Raw genomic sequence first — 24307 nt, forward strand, 5'->3', positions numbered from 1 at the left:
TCAACTTAAACACCCTGTATATAAAATTCATAATTTTTTCTACGATTTAGCGATGTCAAATATATATCCAATGATCCTAATTTTTAATGTCATTTCAGAAAATCAAATTATATACTCTATTACAAGTCACAAGGACATTACTTATATTAATAAAATAAAATCCTTTTTTACTCAGTCTTTAAGTAAAAAATATACTTGTCATTTTAACTATATTGGTGAAGAAAAAGATTCAAACTTGATAATGGACTTCAGAATCAGTAAACTAGAAAAAACCGAATATCTAAAAGATATTCTACGGGGAGTAATTAAAAGTGAATTTTTATATTATAAAAAAAAAGTAAACTTAAATCTAAATGATTACGGTTACTACGTATATATTTGTAATCTTATGGAAATTGAATATTCAGACCACTATTTAAATAAAAATATTTACTACTTAACTGGAGAAGAATTTATTAAAGAATGTGAAAACGTTCTTGATGAGTACAGCGGAGGTGAGGTTTTTTATATTGATCCCGATATTTTGTGCATAATTATCAATGATTTTAATTGTAGAAGTATTGCTAGCAAACAAAATAAACTTTTTGAAATTACTAACAAATTGAATAATGTAACAAAATCTAAGACAGCATTCAGATATATGAGCAGCTATATCAAAGATATTGAAAATATAAGAGATGCTTATGAATCTTTCCATTGTTTAAAAGCATATAATTTTTTCTGTTCTGACGCTAAATTACTCACTCAAAAATATATCAATTCAATAAAAAAAGAAATAGACTACACTTTAGTAGATAACACTCTAAAACAAATAAAAGAACTTATAAATTATGATATTTTTAATATTAAATTGAATAAGTTAATATATAAACTATTTTTAGATATTGTAAAACCAAGTCTTGACTACAATCTTTATTATTATTGCCATACTTCGTTGTCATCGGCATTAGCTGACAGGTATAGCAATCTATATAAAAAAATATTGCCGGAGAGTTCCCTATCCAAAAAAGTATTCTTCATCTCCATAGAGGATAAATGCAGTGAGTTTATAGATTCTGTAAATCAACTCAAGTCTGAGCTTTCCAACAAATATATGATAAAGAATTCTATAGTTATTCAAGTATTAAACTTTATACATATTCACTATATGGAGAATATTACTGTAAATCTTATTGCATCTAGCTTAAATATTAGCAACTCATATTTAAGTCAAATATTTAAAAAGGAGATTGGTACAAGCATTATAAAATATATTATTAACTATAGAGTAGAAAAAGCCAAAGAACTTCTTTCTTCAAGTGACGAACTAATTTACAATATTGCTGAAAAAGTAGGCTTTTGTGATGAAAAACACTTTTCAAAAACATTCAAAAAAATTACTGGTCTAACTCCTATGCAGTATAAAAAGCAAAATGAGAAAGCCAAATATATCTAAAAACAAAGGGATAACTGTTCACCTAGGGTATTTCAATATTAAATATACGTAAGACAAACAAATACGTGGCAGTAAATAAATTACTACCATGTATTTTAGCCAATATCCTTTTTAGCAAATCCTTTAATACTCATAAATATGAAAAATACTAAATATACACATACATAGACCATCATCCATACACTTGGTGTAGTAGACTTCCCTGGTATACCAAAACCAAAACCTGACATAGGATTAAATGTTCCTAAAGAAGTAAAAATAGTAGAAATCATTTTTCTGTAAATTACTTCAAAAGGAGAAATTAAACTTGAAATTATTCCAATTGTAGAAAGGGAATCATTTTCAATATATGCTCCTGCTTGTTCCATCACTCCACCAATTAATCCAAGTACATATAAAGCCACTACTACTATCCCATTATTTAAGGTTTTGAATTTAGTACTTCCATAAAGAGATATTGATAATATAGTCAAAGGCTGCAAAATAAAAAACAAGAATCCCTTAGCAAGTGCTGCTGTCCCAAAAGTTTCTACCATAGATATTCTATTTACAGTGGAAATAATAATTACTGCTATATAAAGAAAAGTACTGTATAAAATAATAAGAATAGCTGTACCCAGGTATTTCCCAAGTATATATTCTTCTCTCTTAATTGGCTTTGTTAAAATGGTTAAAATAGTTCTATTTTCTATTTCAGAAGAAACCATTCCTATGGACAGCATTATAGTTAAAAATGCTACAAGTATGCTAGAAAAATAAAACCCGACTATAGAAATAGTTGAAGAAAGATTAGCAATAATATCTATCATGCCATTATTACCAGCTGTATTATTACTTATAAATTTAAAAATAATAGTTAAAAGGATAAGATATACTATGGTCAATATGCCTATAAAATGAAAGATTTTCTTTCTATAAATTTCCTTAAAAGTGGAAAGTGCAATAATAAACATTATTCTTCACCTCCTTCAATAAGTTTTATAAATATCTCTTCCAGACTATTTCTGTGAGGAGTAAGTCCATACAACTTTCCACCACCTGATATAATTAATGAAGCAGCTTCATGTATCTCATAGTTTTCCTTAACATGCATTTTAATAATGTTTTTCCCATCGAAAGTCATATCTTCATCAATTTTTTCAAGCTTATTTAAAATTTCATTATTCATATTTTCTACATGAATGTCCAAACCAGTGTTTCCTTCTAAAAGATCATCGATTTTTCCTTGTTTTACAATACTTCCTTTACTTATAATAGCTGCACTATCGCAAATCATTTCTACTTCACTTAAAAGGTGACTATTTAAAAATACAGTTTTACCCATATCTTTTAGCTTCAACATAATATCTCTAACTTCTTTTCTACCTATAGGATCTAATGCAGAAGTAGGTTCATCTAAAAAAAGAAGCTCAGGATCACAAAGAAGAGCACTTGCAATTCCTATTCTCTGCTGCATGCCTTTACTATAAGTACCTATTTTACTTTTTTCAGCACCTTTTAGATTAACAATTTCAAGGACTTCTTCTATTTTTATAGAAGAAGTCTTCTTATCAAGTTTATATAATGAAGAGTGGAAGGACAGGAGGTCTAATCCCGTCATCCATTCTTGATATTTAAAAAGTTCAGGTAAATATCCTATCCTTTTCCTGGTCTCCAAATCCCTAATAGGCTTACCTAATATACGTGCATTTCCTGAAGTGGGAAACAGCAGCCCCACAAGGGTTTTTATAAATGTGCTTTTCCCTGCACCATTAGGTCCTAGAAATCCATAAATTTCACCTTTAGCTACAGATATATTTATATTTCTGCATCCTTTGTTATTCTCATATATTTTAGAAAGATTTTCTGTTTCAATTACCAAATTTATCACCTCATAGACTTTGCTGTTTCCAGTAATTTATTTTTATCTACATTACCATCAATGCTAATTAAAACATTGTCTTTAAGAATTAAAATAGAAGAATGTATCTTTTCCTTATCATGTTGACTGGTATCAAAGCATCCAATGGCTTTCATACCATTTATATTCATTTCTTCAGATTTACCTCCTACATTTGGAATATACAAAGTACTTTTCCAATCCTTCATGGATTTCAGCTGATTTTGCATATCTTGCGGCAGTACTGAAAGATCTGAAAGAGCATTAAATATTTCATCCACATCTGCACCATCAGGTGCCACAATTTCCGGTACTTTAGTTTCTGACACAGCTATACGGTCGCCATTTGTTGAATCTTCATACATAATGTTTAACCCTCCAGCCATATTTAAAGAAAAAGTTTTTCCATCTAAGTCTTTAGGAAATAGCTTTTTTCCTCCTAAAGATTTAAGAAGCCCATTTATATTTTCTACATTTAAAGTAAAATCCATTTTGGAAGGCTTATTTATTGAAATATTCTTTACTTCTTTTGATGGCATATTTTGAGGCATAGATATTGTGAATGGCAGTGTTTTTTTTGCTTCATCTATAGTAACATTTTTTTGTTCACCGCCCTGATATTTAACTTTGCCTATTTTATCAATATTAATATCTGCCTTATGGTTTATGAGTTGAGTTTTAAGTTTTGTAATATCATCTAATGAAATATTTACACTTTTAATATCCTTTGCTCTAAAAATTGAAACTGCATTAATAACTGACGCTCTTATAGGCTCTACAGAAACACAAGTAGTTATCACAATAGCTGCACAGGCTGCCGCTGCTATTTTTTTATACTTTTTCATAATTTTAAACTCTCCTTTTTTATTTTTTACTTCAATATCCCTATTTTCTATTTCTACATGATTTATTTTAAAATCTCTCTCATAATCCTGAAGCTTTTCCACGGCAAAACTATTTATAAACTTCAATTCTTTATAAACTTCTTTGCATTTTCCACATTGAAAAAGGTGCATTTCTACTTCTTTTATTTCAGTATTACTAAGTTCTCCATCAATATATGCTTGAATGCTTCCTTCACTTAGACACTTCACTTTTATTCACCTCTCTCTTCTAAGCTTAAATAGCTTTCTTTAAACTTTCTTTGTGCTCTTGATATAAGTGTGCCTACAGAGTTTTTATCTACTCCAATTATTTCTGCAATTTCACTATATTTGTATCCTGAAAATTTAAGAACCAGACACATACGATCCCTAGGTGGAAGTGCATTCAGTACTTTTTTAGTTAAATCTACCTCACAATTGTTAATTGCAGCTTCTTCAATTGAAATAACGTTATCTGTTTCTTTTTTATAAATCATCTCATTTTTTCCTTCATGAATTTTTTTATTTCTTATATAATTGTAGGAAGTATTGGTAGAAACCTTATTTAACCATGCAGCAATGTTATTGTGGTCAGGTGGTGAATTATATAACTTCATAAATACTTCCTGTGCCAAGTCTTCAGCTGCATGCATGTCCCCAGTAAGGTAGGAAATTCTTCTGAAGATGGTGTCATAATATTTCTCATATACAGCTTTAAAATTTTGCTCATATTTTTTCTTTTTAAAATAACTGATAACACCCATATTTTTGACTGTATTCCTCCTTCTAGGTAACCTTGTTCAAAAGCTTTTGATTAATATATTCTAGAATATACCTGATACCTTTTTTGTTAAATTTGGTATCTATAATATTAACACATAAGTATTAAAAATTATGACAAGAATTATGATATAATTAATAAACTATTTTAAAATCATGAAAAATAACAATTTTAAATGGAGGTATGCTATAATGAACAAAATTAAATTAAACAAAGAAAAAAAGCAAGAAATGATTTCTACAATAAAGGATTATTTTCTAAACGAAAGAGATGAAGAATTAGGCGATTTGGCCTCAAGCTTGATACTAAATTTTATAGTAGAAGAATTAGCTCCAGAATTTTATAATCAGGGAGTTTATGATTGTTATAAATATATTACTGATAGAAATGAAGATTTATTATCCCTTCAAATATATTAACTCATATGCAAATTAGGAGAATGTTAAAAATATGATATATAAACATGAAGATAAACGTACTAAAGAATTGAGAGTTGATTGTAAAAAATGTTTTGGATTATGCTGCGTTGCATTATACTTCTCAGCGTCCGAAGGTTTTCCAACTAACAAAGATGCAGGTAAATCCTGTATAAATTTACAACCTGACTTTGCCTGTTCTGTTCACAAAAATCTTAGGAACAAAGGCCTTAAAGGTTGTACTTCCTATGATTGTTTTGGTGCTGGTCAAAAATTAGCCCAGATTACCTGCAGCGGACGTGATTGGCATCAAGGCTCTGAATACGCTAAGAAAATGTTTGATGCCTTTTTAATTATGAGACAGCTTCACGAAATACTATGGTATCTTTCTGAAGCACATACCCTACAAACAGATAGCAATATCAAAAAAAATATAAACTCCTTAATTGAAAATACCGAAGGCCTTACTCTTCTTGACATTGATTCTCTATTATCACTAGATGTAGAAACTCATAGAAACAAGGTTAATGTAATACTTAGAAATACAAGCGAGCTTATACGTTCCAGAGCTCATAGAAAAAACCCTTTATCTCACAGATTAGATTATTTTGGTACAGACCTGAGAAAAACTAATCTTAGAGGTGCAGACTTAAGGGGAACATGCCTTATTGCTGCAAACCTTAGAGGAGTTGATTTAAGTTATGCTGATCTCATTGGAGCTGACCTGCGAGATGCTGATCTCAGCGAAGCCAATCTCTCAAAAAGCATCTTTCTTACTCAGTCTCAAATCAATACAGCTAAGGGTAATTCCCATACAAAACTGCCTATAATGATAATCCGCCCAAGCTATTGGTCAAAATAATTATAGCTAATATTATTAAATAAACAGAGTTCTTGGCATCAGATGGAGTTTTGACTCCACCTGATGCTTATTAACAGGCTTCTTAGTGCTTCAAGCACTTAGAAGGCGTTATCCTTTAGGGGAAATCGTTATCCAGGGATGTAGCTGCTCTTTACTCCCACTTGGATAAGGGAGTATTAGAGCAGATAGTCATCGGATAAACATCCTATGTTATAATTAGAATATAAATAACTTAACTTTCTCACATATAAGATTTTGATTTAATATAAAAATAACGCGAAACATTTTTTAGAGGACAATTGACAGAGGACAGAGGACAGTGAAGGTAAGTTTTCTTCCTTATGTCAGAAAACTAATTTATTTTTTTAGGCTTGTTTTGCTAATGCAAAACAAACTCCAAATTTATATAAGTCAGCAATATTTTGCTTTATCCAAATAAGTCATTAGAAATTTAATTAAAGATTTTTCGTAGTGCAGCGAAGAAAAATCCTCCTTCACTGTCCTCTGTCAATTGTACTCTGTCCTCTCAAAAATATTGCTTCGCAAAGTTTTTAAACTGCGAAAGTTGAGTAAATAAGCTATACTATAATATAAGGAATGAGGGGTTAGTTTATGTTTCATGTAGTTGATTTTGAAAAATGGGAAAGGCGTGAACACTTTAAATATTATACTGAACGGCTTAAATGTGCCTATAGTATTACCGCAAATCTTGATGTTACTTTATTTAAGGAATCATTAAGAAAAAATAATTTAAAATTTTATCCTTCATTTATCTATTGTGTTAGTTATAACATAAATTCTATGCCGGAATTTCGTATGCGTCTTGGGGAAAACAGCCAATTAATTGTATATGATATTGTCCATCCTAACTATACAATTTTTCATAAAGATGATCATACATTCTCGGACATTTGGTCAGAATATACAGATGACTTTTATAAATTTTATGATAATTATAAATGTGATATGAAAAAATACTCACATATTAAAGGTGTAAAAATTAAGGCAAACCAGCCTAAAAATTTCTACTGCATATCTTGTGTCCCATGGCTCACATTTACAGGATATTCAACATACAGCAGCGAATCAAGTCCATCTTTAATGCCAATTATAACCTATGGGAAATATCATGAAGAAAATGGAAAATGGTTAATGCCATTTACTGTGACAATATCACATGCAGTGGCTGATGGATATCATGTAAGTAAATTAATTAACAGCATCCAAGAAACAATAGATAAACAGAGTTTCTTGGTATCAGATGGAGTTTTGACTCCACCTGATGCTTAGAAATCATTATCCAGGGACGTAGCTGCTCTTTACTCCCACTTGGAAAAGTGGGAGTATTAGAGTAGCTAGTCATCGGATAAATTTAATATTGAAAAAAGTAAATCAGTTTTATGATTAATGCGCTATTGCAAGTTATGTAGTCAATTTAATTTACCATATGAATATTAATATATATTATAGATAATAATATATATTACAGATATGAAAGGATGTGTACAAAATGGCATTAAATAATGCAATGACCGCTGATTTTTTACGATCTGCATATGGTGGAGAAAGTATGGCTCATATGAGATATCTCATTTGGGGAGATCATGCTGAGAAAGCTGGATATCCTAACATTGCCAGACTTTTTAGAGGCATAGCCTATGCAGAATGGGCACATGCTAAAAATCATTTCAATGTACTTAAAAATCAAGTTGGTGACAATACAGTTGCAGCTGGTGCTGTATTTGGAAATACCGATATTGTAGAAAACCTTCAGGGAGCAATAAATGGAGAACTTCATGAAGTAGATCAAATGTATCCTGTATATCTTGAAACTGCAAGATTTCAAAATGAAAAAGATGCTGAAAGATCATTTCATTTTGCACTAGAAGCTGAAAAAATACATGCCAATATGTTTAAGGGGGCACAGGAAGCAGCTAAATCAGGAAAAGATATTCCAAATCAAAAGATATATGTTTGTCCAATTTGCGGATATACATACATGGGTGATAATGTCAGTGATTGTCCAGTTTGTGGTGCAAAAAAAGAAATTTTCAAAGAATTTTAATATCAACAATATTTTTAACGTTTTCTCATAAACAGAATTCTTGGTTTCAGGTGGAGTTTTTTTTTCCATCTGAAACTTATTAACAGGATTCTTAGTGCTTTAGCACTTAGAAGGCGTTATCCTTTAGGGGAAATCGTTATCCAGGGGCGTAACGGCCGTTATCCCCCACTTTATAAGAAGATGGGGGTATTACGGCTGGTAGCCATCGGACAAATACATTGAGCCTGTATCAAAATAATTTTGATACAGGCTCAATCTTAAATTAACAATCTAGCATAGTTTTTCCTTCACCACACAGCTTTTCAAAATCTTTTGTAAATGCCTTTATTGCACAATCAACTGCATCTAATTTAATTAATCCTTCAATTACATCTGGAGCAACTGTTGCGGCGCCAACACCATATTTCGCTAATTCTAAAACTTGTTGTGAATTTTTAAAACTTGCTGCAAGAACTTCTGTTTTTAAATCATTTTTTTTAAATATATCATGAATATCTTTTGCAACTTTTATACCATCTGCACCTATGTTGTCAATTCTATTTACATATGGAGCTGCATAGCTAGCACCAGCTTTTCCTGCCAAATAAGCCTGCATCTGTGTATAGACAGCAGTTGCTGTAATATTAGTACCTTCTGCTGCAAGAGCTTTTATTGCCTTTAATCCTTCTCTTGATACTGGAACCTTTACATAAGTACTAGACCCCAATTCTTGTTGAATTTTATGTGCCTCTCTAACCATTGATTCAGCACCTTTGGAAACAACTTGTACGTGAAGTTCTGCATCTTTTCCAATAAACTTTCTAATTGCCTTTAATACCTCATAGGGATTTTTTCCTTCTTTAGCTAGGATAGATGGATTAGTAGTTACTCCATCTATTGGATAATAAGCATACATTTCCTTAATTCGATCTAAATTTGCAAAATCTACAATAAGTTTCATAAATCTGATTTCCTTTCTTCCATTGCATATTGCAATTTATTTTAAGCTTCAATAATGAGGCTTTTTACTCCTGCGTTTCTTGCAACTTCTCTAAACTCATTCATTTCACCTTCAGTATACATTTTAGGATTATCGTAAAAGCAATATTCTTCTTCCACTAAATTATACTTTGCCTTGGCAAGAGGATTATAATTCAATAACTCATATTTTACATCTGGATAAATACCAGTGATAAATTTACCTATAGCATAGATATTTTCTTTAGTTGCCGTCATTTTGGGAATAAGCGGCGTTCTAATAATTACCTTATTTTTTTTATTCGATTCCAATATAAATTTTATATTTTCTTTTATTTCATCATTGTAAACTCCAGTTAACTCTTTATGTTTTTCCCTATTAAATACTTTTAAATCTGCATAAATAGAATCCAAATAAAAAAGAGCATCCTTAATTGTATCTTTAGCTGCGTAAAGTGAGGTTTCTATTGCTGTATGAATTCCATTTTCTTTTAACATCTTTAGTAGGGATATTGCAAAGTCTTTCTGAAAAAGTGGTTCTCCTCCTGATAAGGTAACTCCTCCACCATATTTAAAAAATGCTTTATCTTTTAACACAAACTTCACTAATTCCTCCACAGTATATAACTTACAATCCATAGTCAAGCATCCTGCTGGGCATGCATCTATAGGATCTTTCCACTCATCTGCCGCATTTTTATCAATATAAAGCTTGTTGTTCTTTAAAATAATGGATTTATTTTTGCACACTTTAGTACAGCTTCCACAGTGTATACACTGATTTTCTAAGTACATGAGCTTAGGCTCTAAGGAAAATCCCTCTGGATTCTGGCACCACACACATCGAAGTGGACATCCCTTTAAAAAGATTGTGGTTCTAATTCCATCTCCATCATGCGTTGAAAATCTCCTAACATCAAATACTTTACCAATCATTTAATCACCTGCACTTATATATTACCATAACTTGTTCTAGCAATAATTTCATTTTGAAGTTCTCCTGCCAATTCTGTAAAATAAGCAGTATATCCTGCAACTCTAACAGTTAAACTTCTATAATTTTCAGGATTCTTTTGTGCTGCAATCAAATCTTCTTTTCTCACTACGTTGAATTGTATATGTGGTATTTCTAAATCCACAAAAGTTCTTAGAAATTTAGCAAACTTATCTATATTGTTTTCAGTCTTAAAGAATTCAGGTAAAAACTTCATATTTAAGAGTCCACCATTAGTAGTTAAGTAATTGTCCAATGAAGAAACAGACTTTAATACTGCTGTGGGGCCGGCGATATCTCTCCCATATACAGGAGACATACCTCCATCTGCCAGAGGTGTTTTTGCATATCTTCCATCTGACGAAGCTCCAACATTTTCTCCCATAGGTACGTGAGCAGAGACTGTATACATTCCTGTATGATATCTGCCGCTACGATAATTTGTATAGCAACTTAACTTTTTACTGAAAAATCTTGCCCACTTTGCGCCAAGTTCATCAACATAGTCAATGTCATTGCCATACTTTGGTGCACGCTTAAGCAGCATAGTACGTATTACTTCATATCCTTCAAAATTATTTTGCAGTGCTTTTAGTAAATCTTCTTTTGATATTCTCTTTTCTTCATATACTAAAAGTTTAATAGCAGCTAAACTGTCTGCCAGGTTAGCTATTTGTATCATCTGAATTCCTGAAAAGTTATAAACAGCTCCTCCTTTTGTAACATCCATTCCCTTTTCAATACAATTGTCAATTACAGAAGATAAAAATGGGGATGGCAATATATCCATGTGTGCTTTTTCTATCTCTTCACAAGCTAGTATCATTTTATCCATAAAATAAGTTATATTCTTTGCAAAAGCTCCTTCCAATTCTTCAAAAGTTTCATAATCAGTTAAATTTCCTAAATCAGGGCCAATTTTGTCCCCACTTAATAGAGACTTTCCATTGTTTAAAGTTAACTCCAATGTTTTGTCTAAATTAAACATAGCAGCATCACTCCAGCCAAGATTATTGCCTTGGGTAGTGATTTCCACACATCCTACAACAGCGTAATCCCTTGCATCTTTTTCTTTTACACCTAACTTCATCATGGAAGAAATAATAGCTTCATCGTTAAAAAATTGTGGCATTCCACTTCCCTTTGACACTACTTTTACTGCTTCCTTTAAAAACCTCTCATTAGTTTTTTTGTGAAGCCTTACTGATAAGTTAGGCTGTGGTAATCCTAAATGCTCTTGTGCTTTTAAAAATAGAAAAGATAACTCATTAAAAAAATCATTACCTTTTTCATCTTGGCCGCCAATTACAACATTGAATCCAATTGGAAAACCTGCAAAAAACTTTGCACTGTGTGAGTTTCTCAAATAGACAATTTGATTGAATTTAAGCCAAAGACATTCTATAATTTCCAAAGCTTTTTGATTATCAATTTTTCCACTGTCAATGTCTTTTTTATAAAAGGGATACAAGAATTTATCCATTCTACCTGGTGAAAAAGAAGATGCATTTGATTCCATGTGAAGAATAACAAATAAAAACCAAACAGACTGTACAGCTTCATGAAAAGACTTTGGAGGATTCATACTCAAGCTTTTACAATTTGCTGCAACCTGAAGCATGTTGGCCCTATTTTCTTCATTTGATTCTTCCTTTGATCTCTCTATTAAAAGATCATGATATCGCATCATAAACCTTTGGGTACCTTCCATTACCAAAATAACACTGTTATAAAAATCCTGCTGCTTTTTACTAGCATCTTTTAATCTCACAGCAGCTTGATTTTTTAATCCCTCAGGTCCGTATTTTAACCAGCTTTCACAATCTGGACAAATATGCCCCTGCGCATGATCTTTTTGATTGATTTTAACTACCTTTGCAATTTCATCTATCTCTTTTCCATACCGTTTTCTAATTACATCTTCTAAGGATTTTCCATTAAAATATGGTTTAATAATTTCTCTAAAAGTAGTAATATCTTCTTTTCTTACATTAAATCTATCTTGAGGCCTTGTTGGAAGGGTTTCTATTTCACGATCAACCCAAGAACTTCCGCTTTCAGGAAATACAACACCATATCTTACACCCATTGTACGATTTCCAACAATCATCTCTTCTGGTTCTACCGCGATATTCAAGTGTGTCAATGCATTTTTTAGAGCAAGTGCCCTTTTAATAATAATGGGTTTATCTTCATTTTCTTTATATGTTTTTGTGATAATAAGTGCTTGCTCAATAGATACGTATCTCGGCTCATCCATCATTTTTTTCTTCAGCCAAGCTATTCTGTCAGTTTGAATTAACTCTTCCATACAACTCACCTCTTTATTACCTATAGAATATTTTTATTATTATCTATTATTTGCACTTATATTATACAGTGCTTTTTAGTTTTTTACAATAATATTTGTATTGTTTTGTATTTATTTTTATTATTTATTATTGTTTTCTGTTTATATTATGATATGCTCTTTAAGGCATTTGAAAGAAAATAACAAGTCAAAGATGCGACGAATATTTTTTATCGGACAAGGAGTCAGGTTCCGCAGATAGTAAATCCTATCTAAGGGTTCTACCGACGCAGTATGATAAAAAATAGGCTAGCATACTCAATGTTGTATTTTATACATAAAATATAAACAGTGTCTAATTTTTCCTTTATAAAATTTGCATATTCGTTCATGAGTGAACCTCCTTAAAAATCAATGTAATTAAGGGGCTTCGCCACATTTTTTCTACTATTTGTCAAGTCTTTTTCAAGATTTTGATAAATTTATTATGTAAAAAAAGAACAGGTATGTATTTTTAAACACACTCTGTTCCATAACTATAGCTTGTTTCAGAAATTGAGCAATTTTAATGACTATCATCATGTGAGTTTATACTTAAATATGATAGTTTTTATCGGCTCAACTTCTGAATCCAAACCTATTCATTTTTTCACAATGTTATTTTTTCTGTGGCTTCACAATATAAATTTTTCCTGTCTTGGGGTCCAAAACGGCAGATCCTACATTGCCACTTGAACTTTTATCTTTCATCTGCGTGGTTAATTCTTTCGGATTATTGATCTTTATAAGCTGTTTTTGGTTTAAAATGATCACCAAGTTTTTCATGTTTATATTCCAGAAAATCATAATTGAAAGTAAAAGTCCGCAGATAAAAACAAGCATAACATCAACAAGATTTACCACGCTTTCCATGGGACTTATCTCTTCCCTGTAACTGGCTCTTTTGGATTGAAGTCGTCCTCTGTTCAACATAATCTTCTCCTTTTCCTGTATAAATTACTTCACCCCGGTTTTAGAAGTATCTTTGCTTTTACTCTCGTCGGTTTTAATAATATACATTTTTTTTGTCACCGGATCTTCATAAACCTGTCCCATATCTTGATAACTATTACTCTTTGTCTTGTTAATCTGGTTACTCGCATTCATTTTAATATTCCAGAGAGAAGCAATTGAAACCATTAAGCCGCAGGCGAAAATCAGCATGATGTCAATCAAATTGACCACACTTTCCATCGGGTTAATTGCCTGCCGATTATTTTTTCTTCTAGACTTGATTAATCTTCTTCTCATAGCTTTTTTTCATTCCTTTCTCATCAATTAAGCCGATTAGCTTATCAGGAACATCAATGATTTTATCCATCAAACTTTCTAGGATAGCTTCATTGGTGCTGATATAACCCTCATACCAGTGACCTCTCAAATAGGAAATTGAGAAACAAATCGCTGCGACGAATACTCCGGATATGGTCGTATCAAAACCGACGCCGATAGAGCTGGAAAGAGTCTTGATATCGCCCTTCCCCAAGGCTACGATTCCGGGACCCAATGGAATCAAGGTGCCCATCAGGCCGATCATTGGCCCCAGTTTGGCGATTAGATCAGTAGGCGCCATAATTTTCCGATAATAAGCGTCTTCTATGCTTATTAGTTTTTGCGCATAGGCTGCCAGAGAATTTTCTGGCATATTTTCGGCCTCAGTTAGTTTTACGGCGAGCTGTTTCTGACGCTTAAGCAGTTTGCTGTCCTTGATGATTTGTAGGGCGAGCTCCTTCCCCACACGGTTGATTTTCTTTAATAGTTCCGGAATGTCTTCTTTCATTTTTCTACGTTCTATGATGTACTCCATCAGGAGATCCCCAATTTGCCAGATTGTGATGACAATCATAATAAGCAGGACAACCATACAAGGGTTGAGAATGCCTTGGCCGAAAGTGTGAAGAATATTTCTTAAAAAATTTCCTATCATAATAACCTCCAAATTTTCGTGATAAGGTAGTTGGTTAGTTTCAATTTGAGAGCTAACCGACTATCCTTTTTTTCTTAAATGTAAAACTATTATTTCTATCAATTCACGAACGATAGCGTTTGTTTATTATTGTGAGGCAAACGCTGTCGTTTGATTAGCGCAATGATAGAATGCCCTATTGCCTGATAACAAATGCCTTCTTAATTCTTAACTATTACTGCACTACAGGGCTAAATCCAAAGTTTCTGAAAACACTGCTACCGTCTGTTTTAGCAATATCTGCTTTGAGAAAATCAACAAGTGCCTGGGCTGCTGGTTTTCTGACAGTATCATTCATGGCAGCATTCGTGACGCCAATAGGATAGATGATATTAACATCTTTGCTATCTAACACGATAAGATTAGAATTAGTTTTAGCGTCAGTTGCATAGACAGAACCGAGTTGGTTCACATTATTAGCAACAGCGTCCAGCACATTGGTAACGTTGCTATATAGCGTTGCATGAGTTAAGATGTCATTCCATGTAGTGCTGTCGATGGCATCGAATACCTGCTTTGTGTAGGTTCCTGCTGGTACAACAGCCGGGTCTCCAACGGCAATTGTCGTGCCGGGATTATCATTCAACCAACCTAATACGTCTGAATATTGAAGGCTGTTTTCTGTAAGACCGGTGCTTGGATTTGCGATGAGCATCAATTTGTTATTAAGCAAATTGTATACCGTGCTAGCTTGTATGATATTTGCAGTGACCGCAGAATTCATTCGCGCCAAGTCTGCAGAGAGGAAAACATCAGCGCTATGATTGGGATCCGCTTTCATCTGATTGAGCAGATTTCCGGAGCTGTCATAGGTCACATTAACCTTTGTGTTGGGATTCTGGTCCTCAAACGTTCTTAGCAGGGTGCCGCTCGGATACACTCCGTTCACCCGCTCACCAAGAGAATAACTCGTGCTGGCGGCTGCCATTAAATTAAGCGTTGTTGTTGAATTGGTGCCGGTGGACGCCGCAAATGTAGGAGTCGCGAGGCCCAGCATTAGTACTATGCTCAGCGCAAAGGATGAAACGAACTTTAAGAGTTTATTGGATTTCATTATTTATCACTCCTTAATAATTTTTTTGTAAATGTGCCATGAATCAAGGCATTTGTTATGAAGGCTTAAGGCACTCTATCATTGCGCTAATCTGGACTAAGAAAATATATATCTTTTCAACGTGTACCGTTTAACAGCAGTGCACGTTGAAATCTAAGTTAAGCACATTTTCTCTTATTTTTATCAATTCCCGGAGCGTTTACTGCTCGCGGCTTTTTCTGTATCGCCTAAATCCTCCTAGACCCGCTAAGGCTGTATCGGAATGCTAAATCCACGGCCTTGGAAAACACCGTCTGGATTAACGATATCTGCTTTGAGAAAATTAACAAGTGCCTGGGCTGCTGGTGCTCTGCTGACATTATCATTCATGGCAGCATTCGTGATGCCAATAGGATAGATGATATTAACATCTTTGCTATCTAACACGGTAAGCTCAGGTCGACGTCTAGCGTCAGTTGCATAGACAGAACCGAGTTGGTTCACATTACAAGCAACAGCATCCAACACATCGGTATCATTGCTATATAGCGTTGCATGAGTTAAAATGTTATTCCATATAGTGCTGTCGATGGCATCGAATACCTGCTTTGTGTAGGTTCCTAATGCTACAACAGCCGGGTCTCCAACGGCAATTGTGCCGGGATTATCATTCAACCAATCTAATACGTCTGAATATGAAAGGCTGTTTTCTGTAAGACCGGTGCTTGCATTTCCGACGAGCACCAATTCGTTACTAAGCAAATTGTATACCGTGTTAGCTTGTATGATATTTGCAGTGACCGCAGAATTCATTCGCGTCAAGTCATCAGAGAGGAAAACATCGGTGCTATGATTGGGATCCGCTTTCATCTGATTGAGCAGATTTCCGGAGCTGTCATAGGTCACATTAACCTTTGTGTTGGGATTCTGGTCCTCAAACGCTCTTAGCAGGGTGCCGCTCGGATACACTTCGTTCACCCGCTCACCAAGGGAATAACGCGTGCTGTAGTCTGCCATTAAATTAAGCGTTGTTGTTAAATTGGTGCCGGTGGACGCCGCAAATGTAGGAGTCGCGAGGCCCATCATTAGTACTATGCTCAGCGCAAAGGATGAAACAAACTTTAAGAGTTTATTGGATTTCATTATTTATCACTCCTTAATAATTTTTTTGTAAATGTGCCATGAATCAAGGCATTTGTTATGAAGGCTTAAGGCACTCTATCATTGCGCTAATCTGGACTAAGAAAATATATATCTTTTCAACGTGTACCGTTTAACAGCGGTGCACGTTGAAAGCTAAGTTAAGCACATTTTATCTTATTTTTATAAATTCCCGGAGCGTTTACTGCTCGCGGCTTTTTCTGTATCGCATAAATCCTCCTAGACCCGCTAGGATAACAATAAATAAAAGCAATACTCTAATGATGATCGGATTATTTTGGATTGCATTCTGGACAACCTCGTAAACGTTCGCACTTTTTGAAACTGGTTTCGTTGCTTTTGCTGTCGATTTGCCCGAGGTATTGCTAGCATCTTTTACAGGTGCTGGTTTTTTTACCGTGTTTGTTTGCACGGGTTCTGGTTTCGACGCTGTAACCGATTTGTTTGTTATCGGTGTAGTATTAGGGCTGTTCGATGCTACTAATTTAGTCGCTTGAGCAGCAAGTGCGGTGCTGCCAGGCTTACCAGAAACAATTGGATTGCTATTGCCCTTTGGATTGTTATTACCTGTTGGATTATTATTACCTGCTGGATTGTTACCACCAGTTGAATTATTACCACCAGTTGAATTGTTACCACCAGTTGAATTGTTACCACCAGTTGAATTGTTACCACCAGTTGAATTGTTACCACCAGTTGAATTATTACCACCAGTTGAATTGTTACCACCAGTTGAATTATTACCACCAGTTGAATTGTTACCACCAGTTGAATTGTTACCACCAGTTGGATTATCGCTAGAAGTATTGTTGTCGCCGATACCGGGCTGGTTGCCCGAGCCGGCAATTGGGCCTCCGTTTGTGGCGATGCCTTTATCGACGTCGCCGAAACTGTTGTTGCCTGAGATGTCGAGCCCGCTTAGATCCTGTGTGGTACTGCCTATAATGCCGCCGACGTAGATATAATCTGGGTTAATCGGTCTATTCGGATTCCCTGGATAGCTGTTATCCACGGCATTGGGGTCAACCGTGCTGATTACCTTTCCAGAGTTGGTGGAGTCCGTAATCTTTATGCTCGTTTTGCCATCGATGCCCCATGAGGGGCCTGCAACGCCGACGATACCGCCTAGGTTATTCGCCGTGCCCGTGACGACACCGGAGTTTTGACAGCCTTTGATGTTCACGGTGAGGTCAATTGCACCACCGAGTATTCCGCCGGCAGAATTCATATAAGGCGGATTGTATATTCCCGTCGCACCCGACGATGTCTTAGCTGTTGAGATGACTTTTCCTGTGTTGCTGCAGTTGATGAAGTCGGCGGTGCAATTGTCGCCTTCGGTTTCCCCGCAGATTCCGCCGATTGTTAATTCGCCGGTGATATTGCCTGAGTTTACGCAGTTAATAATAACCGAATGCGTCGGCACTGCAACGTCAAATCCGCCGAGCTCACCGACAATGCCGCCGATCGTGCCAAGTTTACCTCCCGTGATATTGCCGCTGTTCGTACAGTTCGAAATGGTACTGTTCTGCGCAGCATACGCAATACCGCCGGCAAGGCCTTGGGGTGAGTTGATATCCGCTTTGTTGTGGCAATTTTCGATGAGGCCGTCTTTGATTGTATTGACGATACCTCCGCCTCCGACAGACCCCAAGTTAAGCGAGCCATCAACGGTCAGGTTTTTAATCGTAGCGCCTTCGCAGTCGCTGAAGAGTGAGGAATTTTTGATAGTCACTGTATATCCCGCGCCATCGAACGTGCCGGCGTAACGATTATAAGCTAAGCCGTCGGTTAATTCTCCTATTCCCGAGAATTGCGACGACGGCACTTTGGACATATCAATGTTGTTCACAAGCCGGCCGTTAATCTTGTTTTGCGTGCCTGATGCCACATTATTGTTTACGGTCTGATAGAACCAGAGGATGTCGCTCACAGTTGACAGCAAATAAGTCCCGTCCGCGTCGGTAAGAGGCGGCTGCAATTTGTAGATGTATATACCGGGCGAACCTGAAGTTGCTTTCGTAAGAGAGAAGCTATCGGGGTTGGAGGCACCATTTGCGTTCGAATTCCCGCTATCAACCGTAAACGTCGTATTGTCTAGCGCGTCGCTAATGCCCGAATTGATCGAGCCGTTCTTAATATAGTAGTTGCCCGTATAAACCGCCGGAGCCGCTGTGACCTTGCCGACAATCCCTCCTGCATTCAGCTTGGAGTCCGCTGCGGTGACGTTGCCGAGATTGAAGTTAGCTGCGATGGCCGAGTGGGACGAGTCGTTTTTGCCTACAATTCCGCCGGCAGAAGCATCCGAACTGGTGACCGCGGCTTTATTGTACGATTGCAAAACACTTGTGCCAGTGCCGTAAATGGCACCGACGATGCCGCCGGTACTGCCGCCGGAACCGCTGACCGCGCCGGTGTTGAATACGTTGTTGAACTTCGTGCCGGTGGCTTGCCCGGCAACGCCGCCGGTATTGCCGCCGCCGCTGACTGCACCGCCGCCGCTCCATAGTTTATGGGCTGCGTCGTAAACGCCGTTGCCGCTTTGCTTGATAATGCCGTTTTTAATCGAACCGACGATACTCCCTGTGTTGGTTCCGCCGCTGATATTGCCAGTATTGAAGCAAGAGAGCATCTCCCGGTCCAATTCTTTCGTCTGATCCGTCCCGTCAAACGTGCCCGCGATGCCGCCGACATTGACGTTACTGCCTTGTGCCGCCGTGACGGAAATACTGCCATTGTATATTGTTTTGCCGTAATGGCTACTGCCGTAGTTCGAGACTCCGACGATGCCGCCGATATTCGCTCCGTCAGAGGCTGTGCCGGATATCGACACGCTGCTTATGGTTGGCGGGTAGATGCTACTACCGGTCGATGCGCCCACAAGACCTCCGACGTTCGCGCCTTCGAAGGCTCCGGTAATGGTACCTGCCATCGATACACCGGTAACAATACCGCCGCTGCCCAAGTAGTTGACCAAACCGCCGACGTCTGAGCTTCCGTCCGTTACCACGCGGGCGATTTTGATCGTGTGATTCCCGCCTGAAATCGTTCCTACAAACGGATGGTCCTTGGTGCCGATACCGGCGAAAGCCGTTCCTGTCATGTCAATATCGTTTTTTATAGTAGCGTTGATAGCGGTATAGCCCAAAGTATTGACCGCGTCCGCAAACGCCAGCACGTCGGCCGGAGTGTATAAGTTGTAAGAACCCTCGTTGCCGTAGACGGAAGACATGGTAAGGCTGGTGATTGCCCTCGTCAGCGTTATACTTCCGTCCGTAGATCCAGCGATAGCAATGGTCCCGAGGCTTTCCTGAGTTGGTACCGTGTACAGGGTAGAGTCAGGAAAGTTCATCGACGTCAGGCCATCGCCCGTGGCTTTCGCGCGTATGGACGGGTCGGTGAACAGCACCATTGGATTATAGGGTGAGACGGTGACCTTACGCGTACCCTCGCTGTCGAAAGGCAGTATTTTGAACACCAGCTTGAGATCAACTGTCTCACCCTTTTTAATAATAGGGGTCACTCCGTCCGATTCGACCCATATATCCTCGGTATAATATTGTAGATCCTGGAACGGCAGATTTTCGGGGACATTCAACTTTCCCCCAAAAATTCCGGCGTTGGCCGCTTTAGTGGCGGCAGAATCCAATTGTAAATCCGATGTAAAGTTATTATTGGTATAATACATGATCGTTGCTTCAAATCCGTACACGTCCTTATCGGTGGGTGCCGTAATCTTTGCAGTGACCGTAGTGGGCTGCTCGTTGCCGCCAACATTGGCGGTAGGCGTGTCAAACACCACGCTGGCGTAAAATAAAGTATGCAGATTGGCGGCGGAACCGCTGAGTGAAGCGATGGAGGCCTTACCAGCCATTACTGCGCCACAGATTTTGGTATAGGTGTCAAGTTCTGCGCTGGTTTCACCTGGATCCGTGAACAGCACCAGCTGGTCTTCCAAACTGTCGACATTGACAGTAAGGTCTTCCGTCGCCGACTTCGCCGTGCCGACTACCTTAAACTTCAAGATAAGAGTAAGCGGTGTGCCTGCAGTGATAACCTTCGTTTGCTCCACCGGATCACAGGCAAAACTCACATGTCCGGCCACCGAGGTATCCACCGTCAGACCCCTTATCCCGATGTTTGCGGCTTGAGTGGCAATTAGATCCGGCATTATCTTGCCGTAAGGCGTATCGTCACTGGAAGGGTCTTTAAACGTTACCTTAAAGCCGTACGCGTCCACTTCCGAGTTGATTGTCGCCTTGACTGTAAGCGTGTCACCGATTTTACCGGAATCCGGGCCGTCCACCGCAAGTGTAAAGTTTGGGGTCGGCAAAGTCTTCGTTTTCGCAGTAATACTGCTCAATTCTTTACCATCGATGTCCAAAGCCTTGACAGTAAACGTATAATCTGTGTCAGCAGTTAAACCAGTGACATTGTACTCCGAGTCAGTTTTTGTGCAAGTAGCTATCTTTGTAATATCATTAAACACTTCATAAGTGTTTATATCTGAATTAGCCGATTGTGGCCAGTTTAATGTCAGAGTAGTTGATTTAATATTCTTGACACTAAGCACATCAGTTGGCACCCCTGAAGGTGCCGCTTGAACGGTGACGGCGCAATTCGCCGTAAATCTCCCGTCAGTTGTAGTGACAGTAATGTTTGCTGTACCTGCCGCCATTGCGGTGACGATACCATTTGCATCTACTGTAGCTACGGCTGTATTGTCCGAAGCCCATGTGACACCTTTATTCGCGGTATCCGCCGGAGCTACCGTAGCTGTAAGCTGGCTGGTGCTGCCGACATCAATAGAAGCGCTTGTCCTATCTAATGTGACGCCTGTAATACCTGATGAAGGTGCCAATGCTTTAGTCTTGAACAAGATTTCATACGCATTGGTTGTTAATGTAACAGGTGTTTGGTCCGCCGTGATACCTGAACTTACTTTTACTTTATAAGAAGTGCTAGGTTCCAATTTTGTTGTTGGAGAAACAAAAAGGCTTCCATTAAGACTCTTATTCATAGTAACATTAGTAGCTACACTACTTTCTGTGGCATCGGCATTTACTTTTACCAGTGTTACTAGACCTTTGTTGTTAGTATAGTTGCTATATGTATCTGACTTACCAAGGATATTTTCATTGAATGCAATTTGAAAATTAGGTAAGAGGTCTACTCCATTTCCGTCTGCACCATTGAATTGACTAGCAGGATATGAAGCATTATTAGGTATTCCTGCTTTCAATTCCCTACTAGCAGTATAATTACCACTGGAAGAACTATAGTCAGAATCAGACGCATCACTTAAATAAACACCTATTAATGATGCATTATTAATAGTGCTATCTCCCACAATCGACGTATCATTCGGGTATGAATAAGGCGATGCTGTAACCGCCCAAACCTGCGCGGTATTACTGAAAAGCATTACAAATATAAGTAAAAATGTAAAAAATCGAGCACTATATCGTCTAATTTTTCTTCCCACATTGGGAATAATACTTTTACACATAAAACTCCCCCATTTTTCTTATAATTTACCATAAGTAAATAATATTACAGTACATATTGATTATATTTTGATTAGGCCACAAAAATTTTGTAATTACTACCATCGTTGATACATTTATAAACTCTCAACAAATCACAGCTATACAAGCTTGTACATAAAAATTGGTTTGAAAATAAAGCATCACGTTTCAAAAATACAAAAAATTTAAAAAGACAAATATGCTCTCTTTTTTACTTTTGTTTCAATTTGTATCCCCTCCTAAAAAATATAATTTAGTACAAAAGTAAACATACAAGGATATTTTTATACTAAATTATATTATATAGCATAACATGACATAACAATACAATTTTGTAATTATATTATATCACATAACAGTACAATTTTGTAATTATATCATATGACACAACACGACATAACATTACATAACAACACAATTTTGTAATTTATATTTTCTAAATATGAAGGGTTGGGGTACCTGTAGTAATGGAGCAGAAAGTTACAACTTGATCTCAATTATTCCCATATATACAACAAACACTTACTAATCCTAAGCTTAGCAATTTATTGTTATTACAAATTTACAGTATCATTCATACAGGCTTTATTTTTGTTGAAATATAACTTACTTAACAAATTTCCTTAGCGTACGCTAAGGAAAATACAACCCCATAAATGTAATAATTCAGGCTGAAATGTTACGTCTTTCTAATATGCCCATATGGAATTAGAGCTAATATTATAGGAAAATTTAAAAATACAAAAACACCTTTTCATATAGACATGGGAGTTGGAGATGTTATAGTTTCTAAAGCCAAATGTTAATAGAAATTGAATTTGCAAAGGTAATTGAAGTAATATATTCTTTTTTGAATCCTGTATTTGAGGCAGTGGTAAATGAAAATGAAATGTTTGAAACCTGGAATCCTTCTTTACTTAAATATGAGAAGAATTTTTAAATTAAAATAGACTAAAATAAAAAAGAAGGGGATTTTCCCAAATATTCAGCATTTCTTTGAAAATGCCTAAACATCTGCTGGAAATTTAATCCCCATTTTTCTTCTTGCTTCATCCATTATGCTAAGTTCCATAAGAGAACATTTATTATACACATCTGCATTTCCCTTTATTTGAATAAGCCTAATTAACTCTTCTACTTCGTAATACATATTGTTATCACATTTATTGATACTTATATGTTCTTCTTTTCCATTATTATATATAATAGTAACTTCCCTTGTATCAGCTATTTCTTTTATGATCATGCATCCCTTCTCACCTTGAATTTGACTTGGTAATTTAGAATTGGTAATTTTAGAGTATAAAAGTTCCCCCTGCATATTTCCATAGTTCACCATAATAGTTCCAGCACCATCCACTCCATTTTCTAAAATTACAGAATTTGCCCATATACTTTTAGGCATTCCAAAAAGCTTAACTAATGGATGAATACAATATACCCCAATATCCATTAGTGCCCCGTTAGAAAAAACAGGATTAAATGCATTTTCAACAATTCCTTTTTTGAAATTATCATATCTGGAAGAGTATTGACAATATTGAAATGTAACCCTTCTAATAGTTCCAAGCTTAATAAGATTGTTCTCTATGGCCTTAAAGCCTGGATCAAATACAGAACGCATTGCTTCTAAAAGAATTACTCCATTTTCTTTAGCTGCTTTTATCATATGCTCTAATTCCTTTTTATTAGATGCTATAGTTTTTTCACATAATACATGCTTTTTACCCCTTAGCATTTTAATTGACTGAAAAGCATGAAAACTATTTGGACTAGCTATATAAACAGCATCTACTTCTCTACTTTCTGCAAGTTCATCTAAATCATCATACGCCAATGCAGCTTCGTATTTACTCCCATATTCTAAAGCTCTTTCTTTTGTCCTTGAATACACTGCAGTGAGTTCAAAATTCTTGCATAACTTAGCTGCTTCTATGAACCTATCAGTGATTTTACTTGTTCCTATTACAGCAAACTTCACCATTATGCTTCCCTCTTCTTTCAAATATTTAAATTATATCAAATAAGCTGTTGGAGTAAC

20 protein-coding genes are annotated in these 24307 nt (G+C 36.2%); 6 read left to right on the forward strand and 14 right to left on the reverse strand.

Annotated elements, in window-relative coordinates; translation table 11 throughout:
- Positions 1–52 precede the first annotated feature (52 nt).
- Complete coding sequence (locus tag CLCOS_RS08250; RefSeq protein ID WP_192847899.1) at positions 53–1435, forward strand: helix-turn-helix domain-containing protein; 1383 nt, start codon at positions 53–55, stop codon at positions 1433–1435.
- A gap of 95 nt (positions 1436–1530) precedes the next feature.
- On the opposite strand, the gene CLCOS_RS08255 is transcribed toward CLCOS_RS08250, so the two are convergent.
- From CLCOS_RS08255 to CLCOS_RS08270, 4 genes are read right to left on the reverse strand one after another with little or no spacing between them, the layout of a single operon-like run.
- Positions 1531–2388 (reverse strand): ABC transporter permease, encoded by an 858-nt coding sequence (locus tag CLCOS_RS08255; RefSeq protein ID WP_063601071.1) that lies wholly within the window; start codon positions 2386–2388, stop codon positions 1531–1533.
- Positions 2388–3296 carry an ABC transporter ATP-binding protein gene (locus tag CLCOS_RS08260; RefSeq protein ID WP_063601070.1) on the reverse strand — a complete coding sequence of 303 codons (909 nt, stop codon included), beginning with the start codon at positions 3294–3296 and terminating at the stop codon, positions 2388–2390. Before CLCOS_RS08260 ends, CLCOS_RS08255 begins: the two co-directional genes overlap by 1 nt.
- 5 nt (positions 3297–3301) lie before the next feature.
- Entirely contained in the window at positions 3302–4408 is a 1107-nt protein-coding gene (locus tag CLCOS_RS08265; protein ID WP_063601069.1) for an anti-sigma factor family protein, read from the reverse strand.
- Positions 4409–4410: 2 nt separating this feature from the next.
- Positions 4411–4941, reverse strand: a complete 531-nt coding sequence (locus CLCOS_RS08270; protein WP_063601068.1) for an RNA polymerase sigma factor SigX — start codon at positions 4939–4941, stop codon at positions 4411–4413.
- Between the two features lie 208 nt (positions 4942–5149).
- Here CLCOS_RS08270 and CLCOS_RS08275 point away from each other — a divergent pair, with 208 nt between their 5' ends.
- The 4 genes from CLCOS_RS08275 (at position 5150) to CLCOS_RS08290 (ending at position 8301) form a co-directional block, all read left to right on the forward strand.
- A complete protein-coding gene (locus CLCOS_RS08275; protein ID WP_063601067.1) occupies positions 5150–5377 on the forward strand; it encodes a DUF2164 domain-containing protein in 228 nt (75 codons plus the stop codon).
- A gap of 31 nt (positions 5378–5408) precedes the next feature.
- Positions 5409–6236, forward strand: a complete 828-nt coding sequence (locus CLCOS_RS08280) for a pentapeptide repeat-containing protein (protein ID WP_063601066.1) — start codon at positions 5409–5411, stop codon at positions 6234–6236.
- A 612-nt stretch (positions 6237–6848) separates the two neighbouring features.
- A complete protein-coding gene (locus CLCOS_RS08285; protein WP_063601065.1) occupies positions 6849–7526 on the forward strand; it encodes a chloramphenicol acetyltransferase in 678 nt (225 codons plus the stop codon).
- A gap of 220 nt (positions 7527–7746) precedes the next feature.
- A complete protein-coding gene (locus CLCOS_RS08290) occupies positions 7747–8301 on the forward strand; it encodes a rubrerythrin family protein (RefSeq protein WP_063601064.1) in 555 nt (184 codons plus the stop codon).
- A 262-nt stretch (positions 8302–8563) separates the two neighbouring features.
- On the opposite strand, the gene CLCOS_RS08295 is transcribed toward CLCOS_RS08290, so the two are convergent.
- The 9 genes from CLCOS_RS08295 to CLCOS_RS08335 form a co-directional block, all read right to left on the reverse strand.
- Positions 8564–9241: a transaldolase family protein gene (locus CLCOS_RS08295; protein ID WP_063601063.1), complete on the reverse strand. Its 678-nt coding sequence runs from the start codon at positions 9239–9241 to the stop codon at positions 8564–8566.
- A gap of 41 nt (positions 9242–9282) precedes the next feature.
- On the reverse strand, positions 9283–10194 hold the full coding sequence (locus CLCOS_RS08300; protein WP_063601062.1) for a glycyl-radical enzyme activating protein: 912 nt from the start codon (positions 10192–10194) through the stop codon (positions 9283–9285).
- A 14-nt stretch (positions 10195–10208) separates the two neighbouring features.
- The gene (locus CLCOS_RS08305) at positions 10209–12563 is read right to left on the reverse strand and encodes a glycyl radical protein (protein WP_063601061.1); all 2355 of its coding nucleotides are present in this window, start codon (positions 12561–12563) and stop codon (positions 10209–10211) included.
- A 636-nt stretch (positions 12564–13199) separates the two neighbouring features.
- Complete coding sequence (locus CLCOS_RS08310) at positions 13200–13514, reverse strand: DUF2149 domain-containing protein (RefSeq protein ID WP_063601060.1); 315 nt, start codon at positions 13512–13514, stop codon at positions 13200–13202.
- 24 nt (positions 13515–13538) lie between these two features.
- Positions 13539–13832, reverse strand: a complete 294-nt coding sequence (locus tag CLCOS_RS08315; RefSeq protein ID WP_013239248.1) for a DUF2149 domain-containing protein — start codon at positions 13830–13832, stop codon at positions 13539–13541.
- Positions 13807–14508, reverse strand: coding sequence for a MotA/TolQ/ExbB proton channel family protein (locus CLCOS_RS08320; RefSeq protein ID WP_063601059.1), 702 nt, complete (start codon positions 14506–14508; stop codon positions 13807–13809). The genes CLCOS_RS08315 and CLCOS_RS08320 overlap by 26 nt, the downstream gene beginning before the upstream one ends.
- Positions 14509–14722: 214 nt before the next feature.
- On the reverse strand, positions 14723–15601 hold the full coding sequence (gene modA / locus CLCOS_RS08325; RefSeq protein ID WP_063601058.1) for a molybdate ABC transporter substrate-binding protein: 879 nt from the start codon (positions 15599–15601) through the stop codon (positions 14723–14725).
- Positions 15602–15847: 246 nt separating this feature from the next.
- Positions 15848–16723, reverse strand: a complete 876-nt coding sequence (gene modA, locus CLCOS_RS08330; protein WP_063601057.1) for a molybdate ABC transporter substrate-binding protein — start codon at positions 16721–16723, stop codon at positions 15848–15850.
- 199 nt (positions 16724–16922) lie between these two features.
- On the reverse strand, positions 16923–22247 hold the full coding sequence (locus CLCOS_RS08335; protein WP_063601056.1) for an Ig-like domain-containing protein: 5325 nt from the start codon (positions 22245–22247) through the stop codon (positions 16923–16925).
- 818 nt (positions 22248–23065) lie between these two features.
- On the opposite strand from CLCOS_RS08335, the gene CLCOS_RS22355 reads away from it, so the two are divergent.
- The gene (locus tag CLCOS_RS22355) at positions 23066–23206 is read left to right on the forward strand and encodes a hypothetical protein (RefSeq protein WP_156496373.1); all 141 of its coding nucleotides are present in this window, start codon (positions 23066–23068) and stop codon (positions 23204–23206) included.
- 66 nt (positions 23207–23272) lie between these two features.
- Here CLCOS_RS22355 and CLCOS_RS08340 read toward each other — a convergent pair whose 3' ends face one another.
- Positions 23273–24250 (reverse strand): Gfo/Idh/MocA family protein, encoded by a 978-nt coding sequence (locus CLCOS_RS08340; protein WP_013239252.1) that lies wholly within the window; start codon positions 24248–24250, stop codon positions 23273–23275.
- Positions 24251–24307: the final 57 nt, after the last annotated feature.

The sequence above is a fragment of the Clostridium coskatii genome (assembly GCF_001675205.1).
GTDB lineage: Bacteria > Bacillota > Clostridia > Clostridiales > Clostridiaceae > Clostridium_B > Clostridium_B ljungdahlii.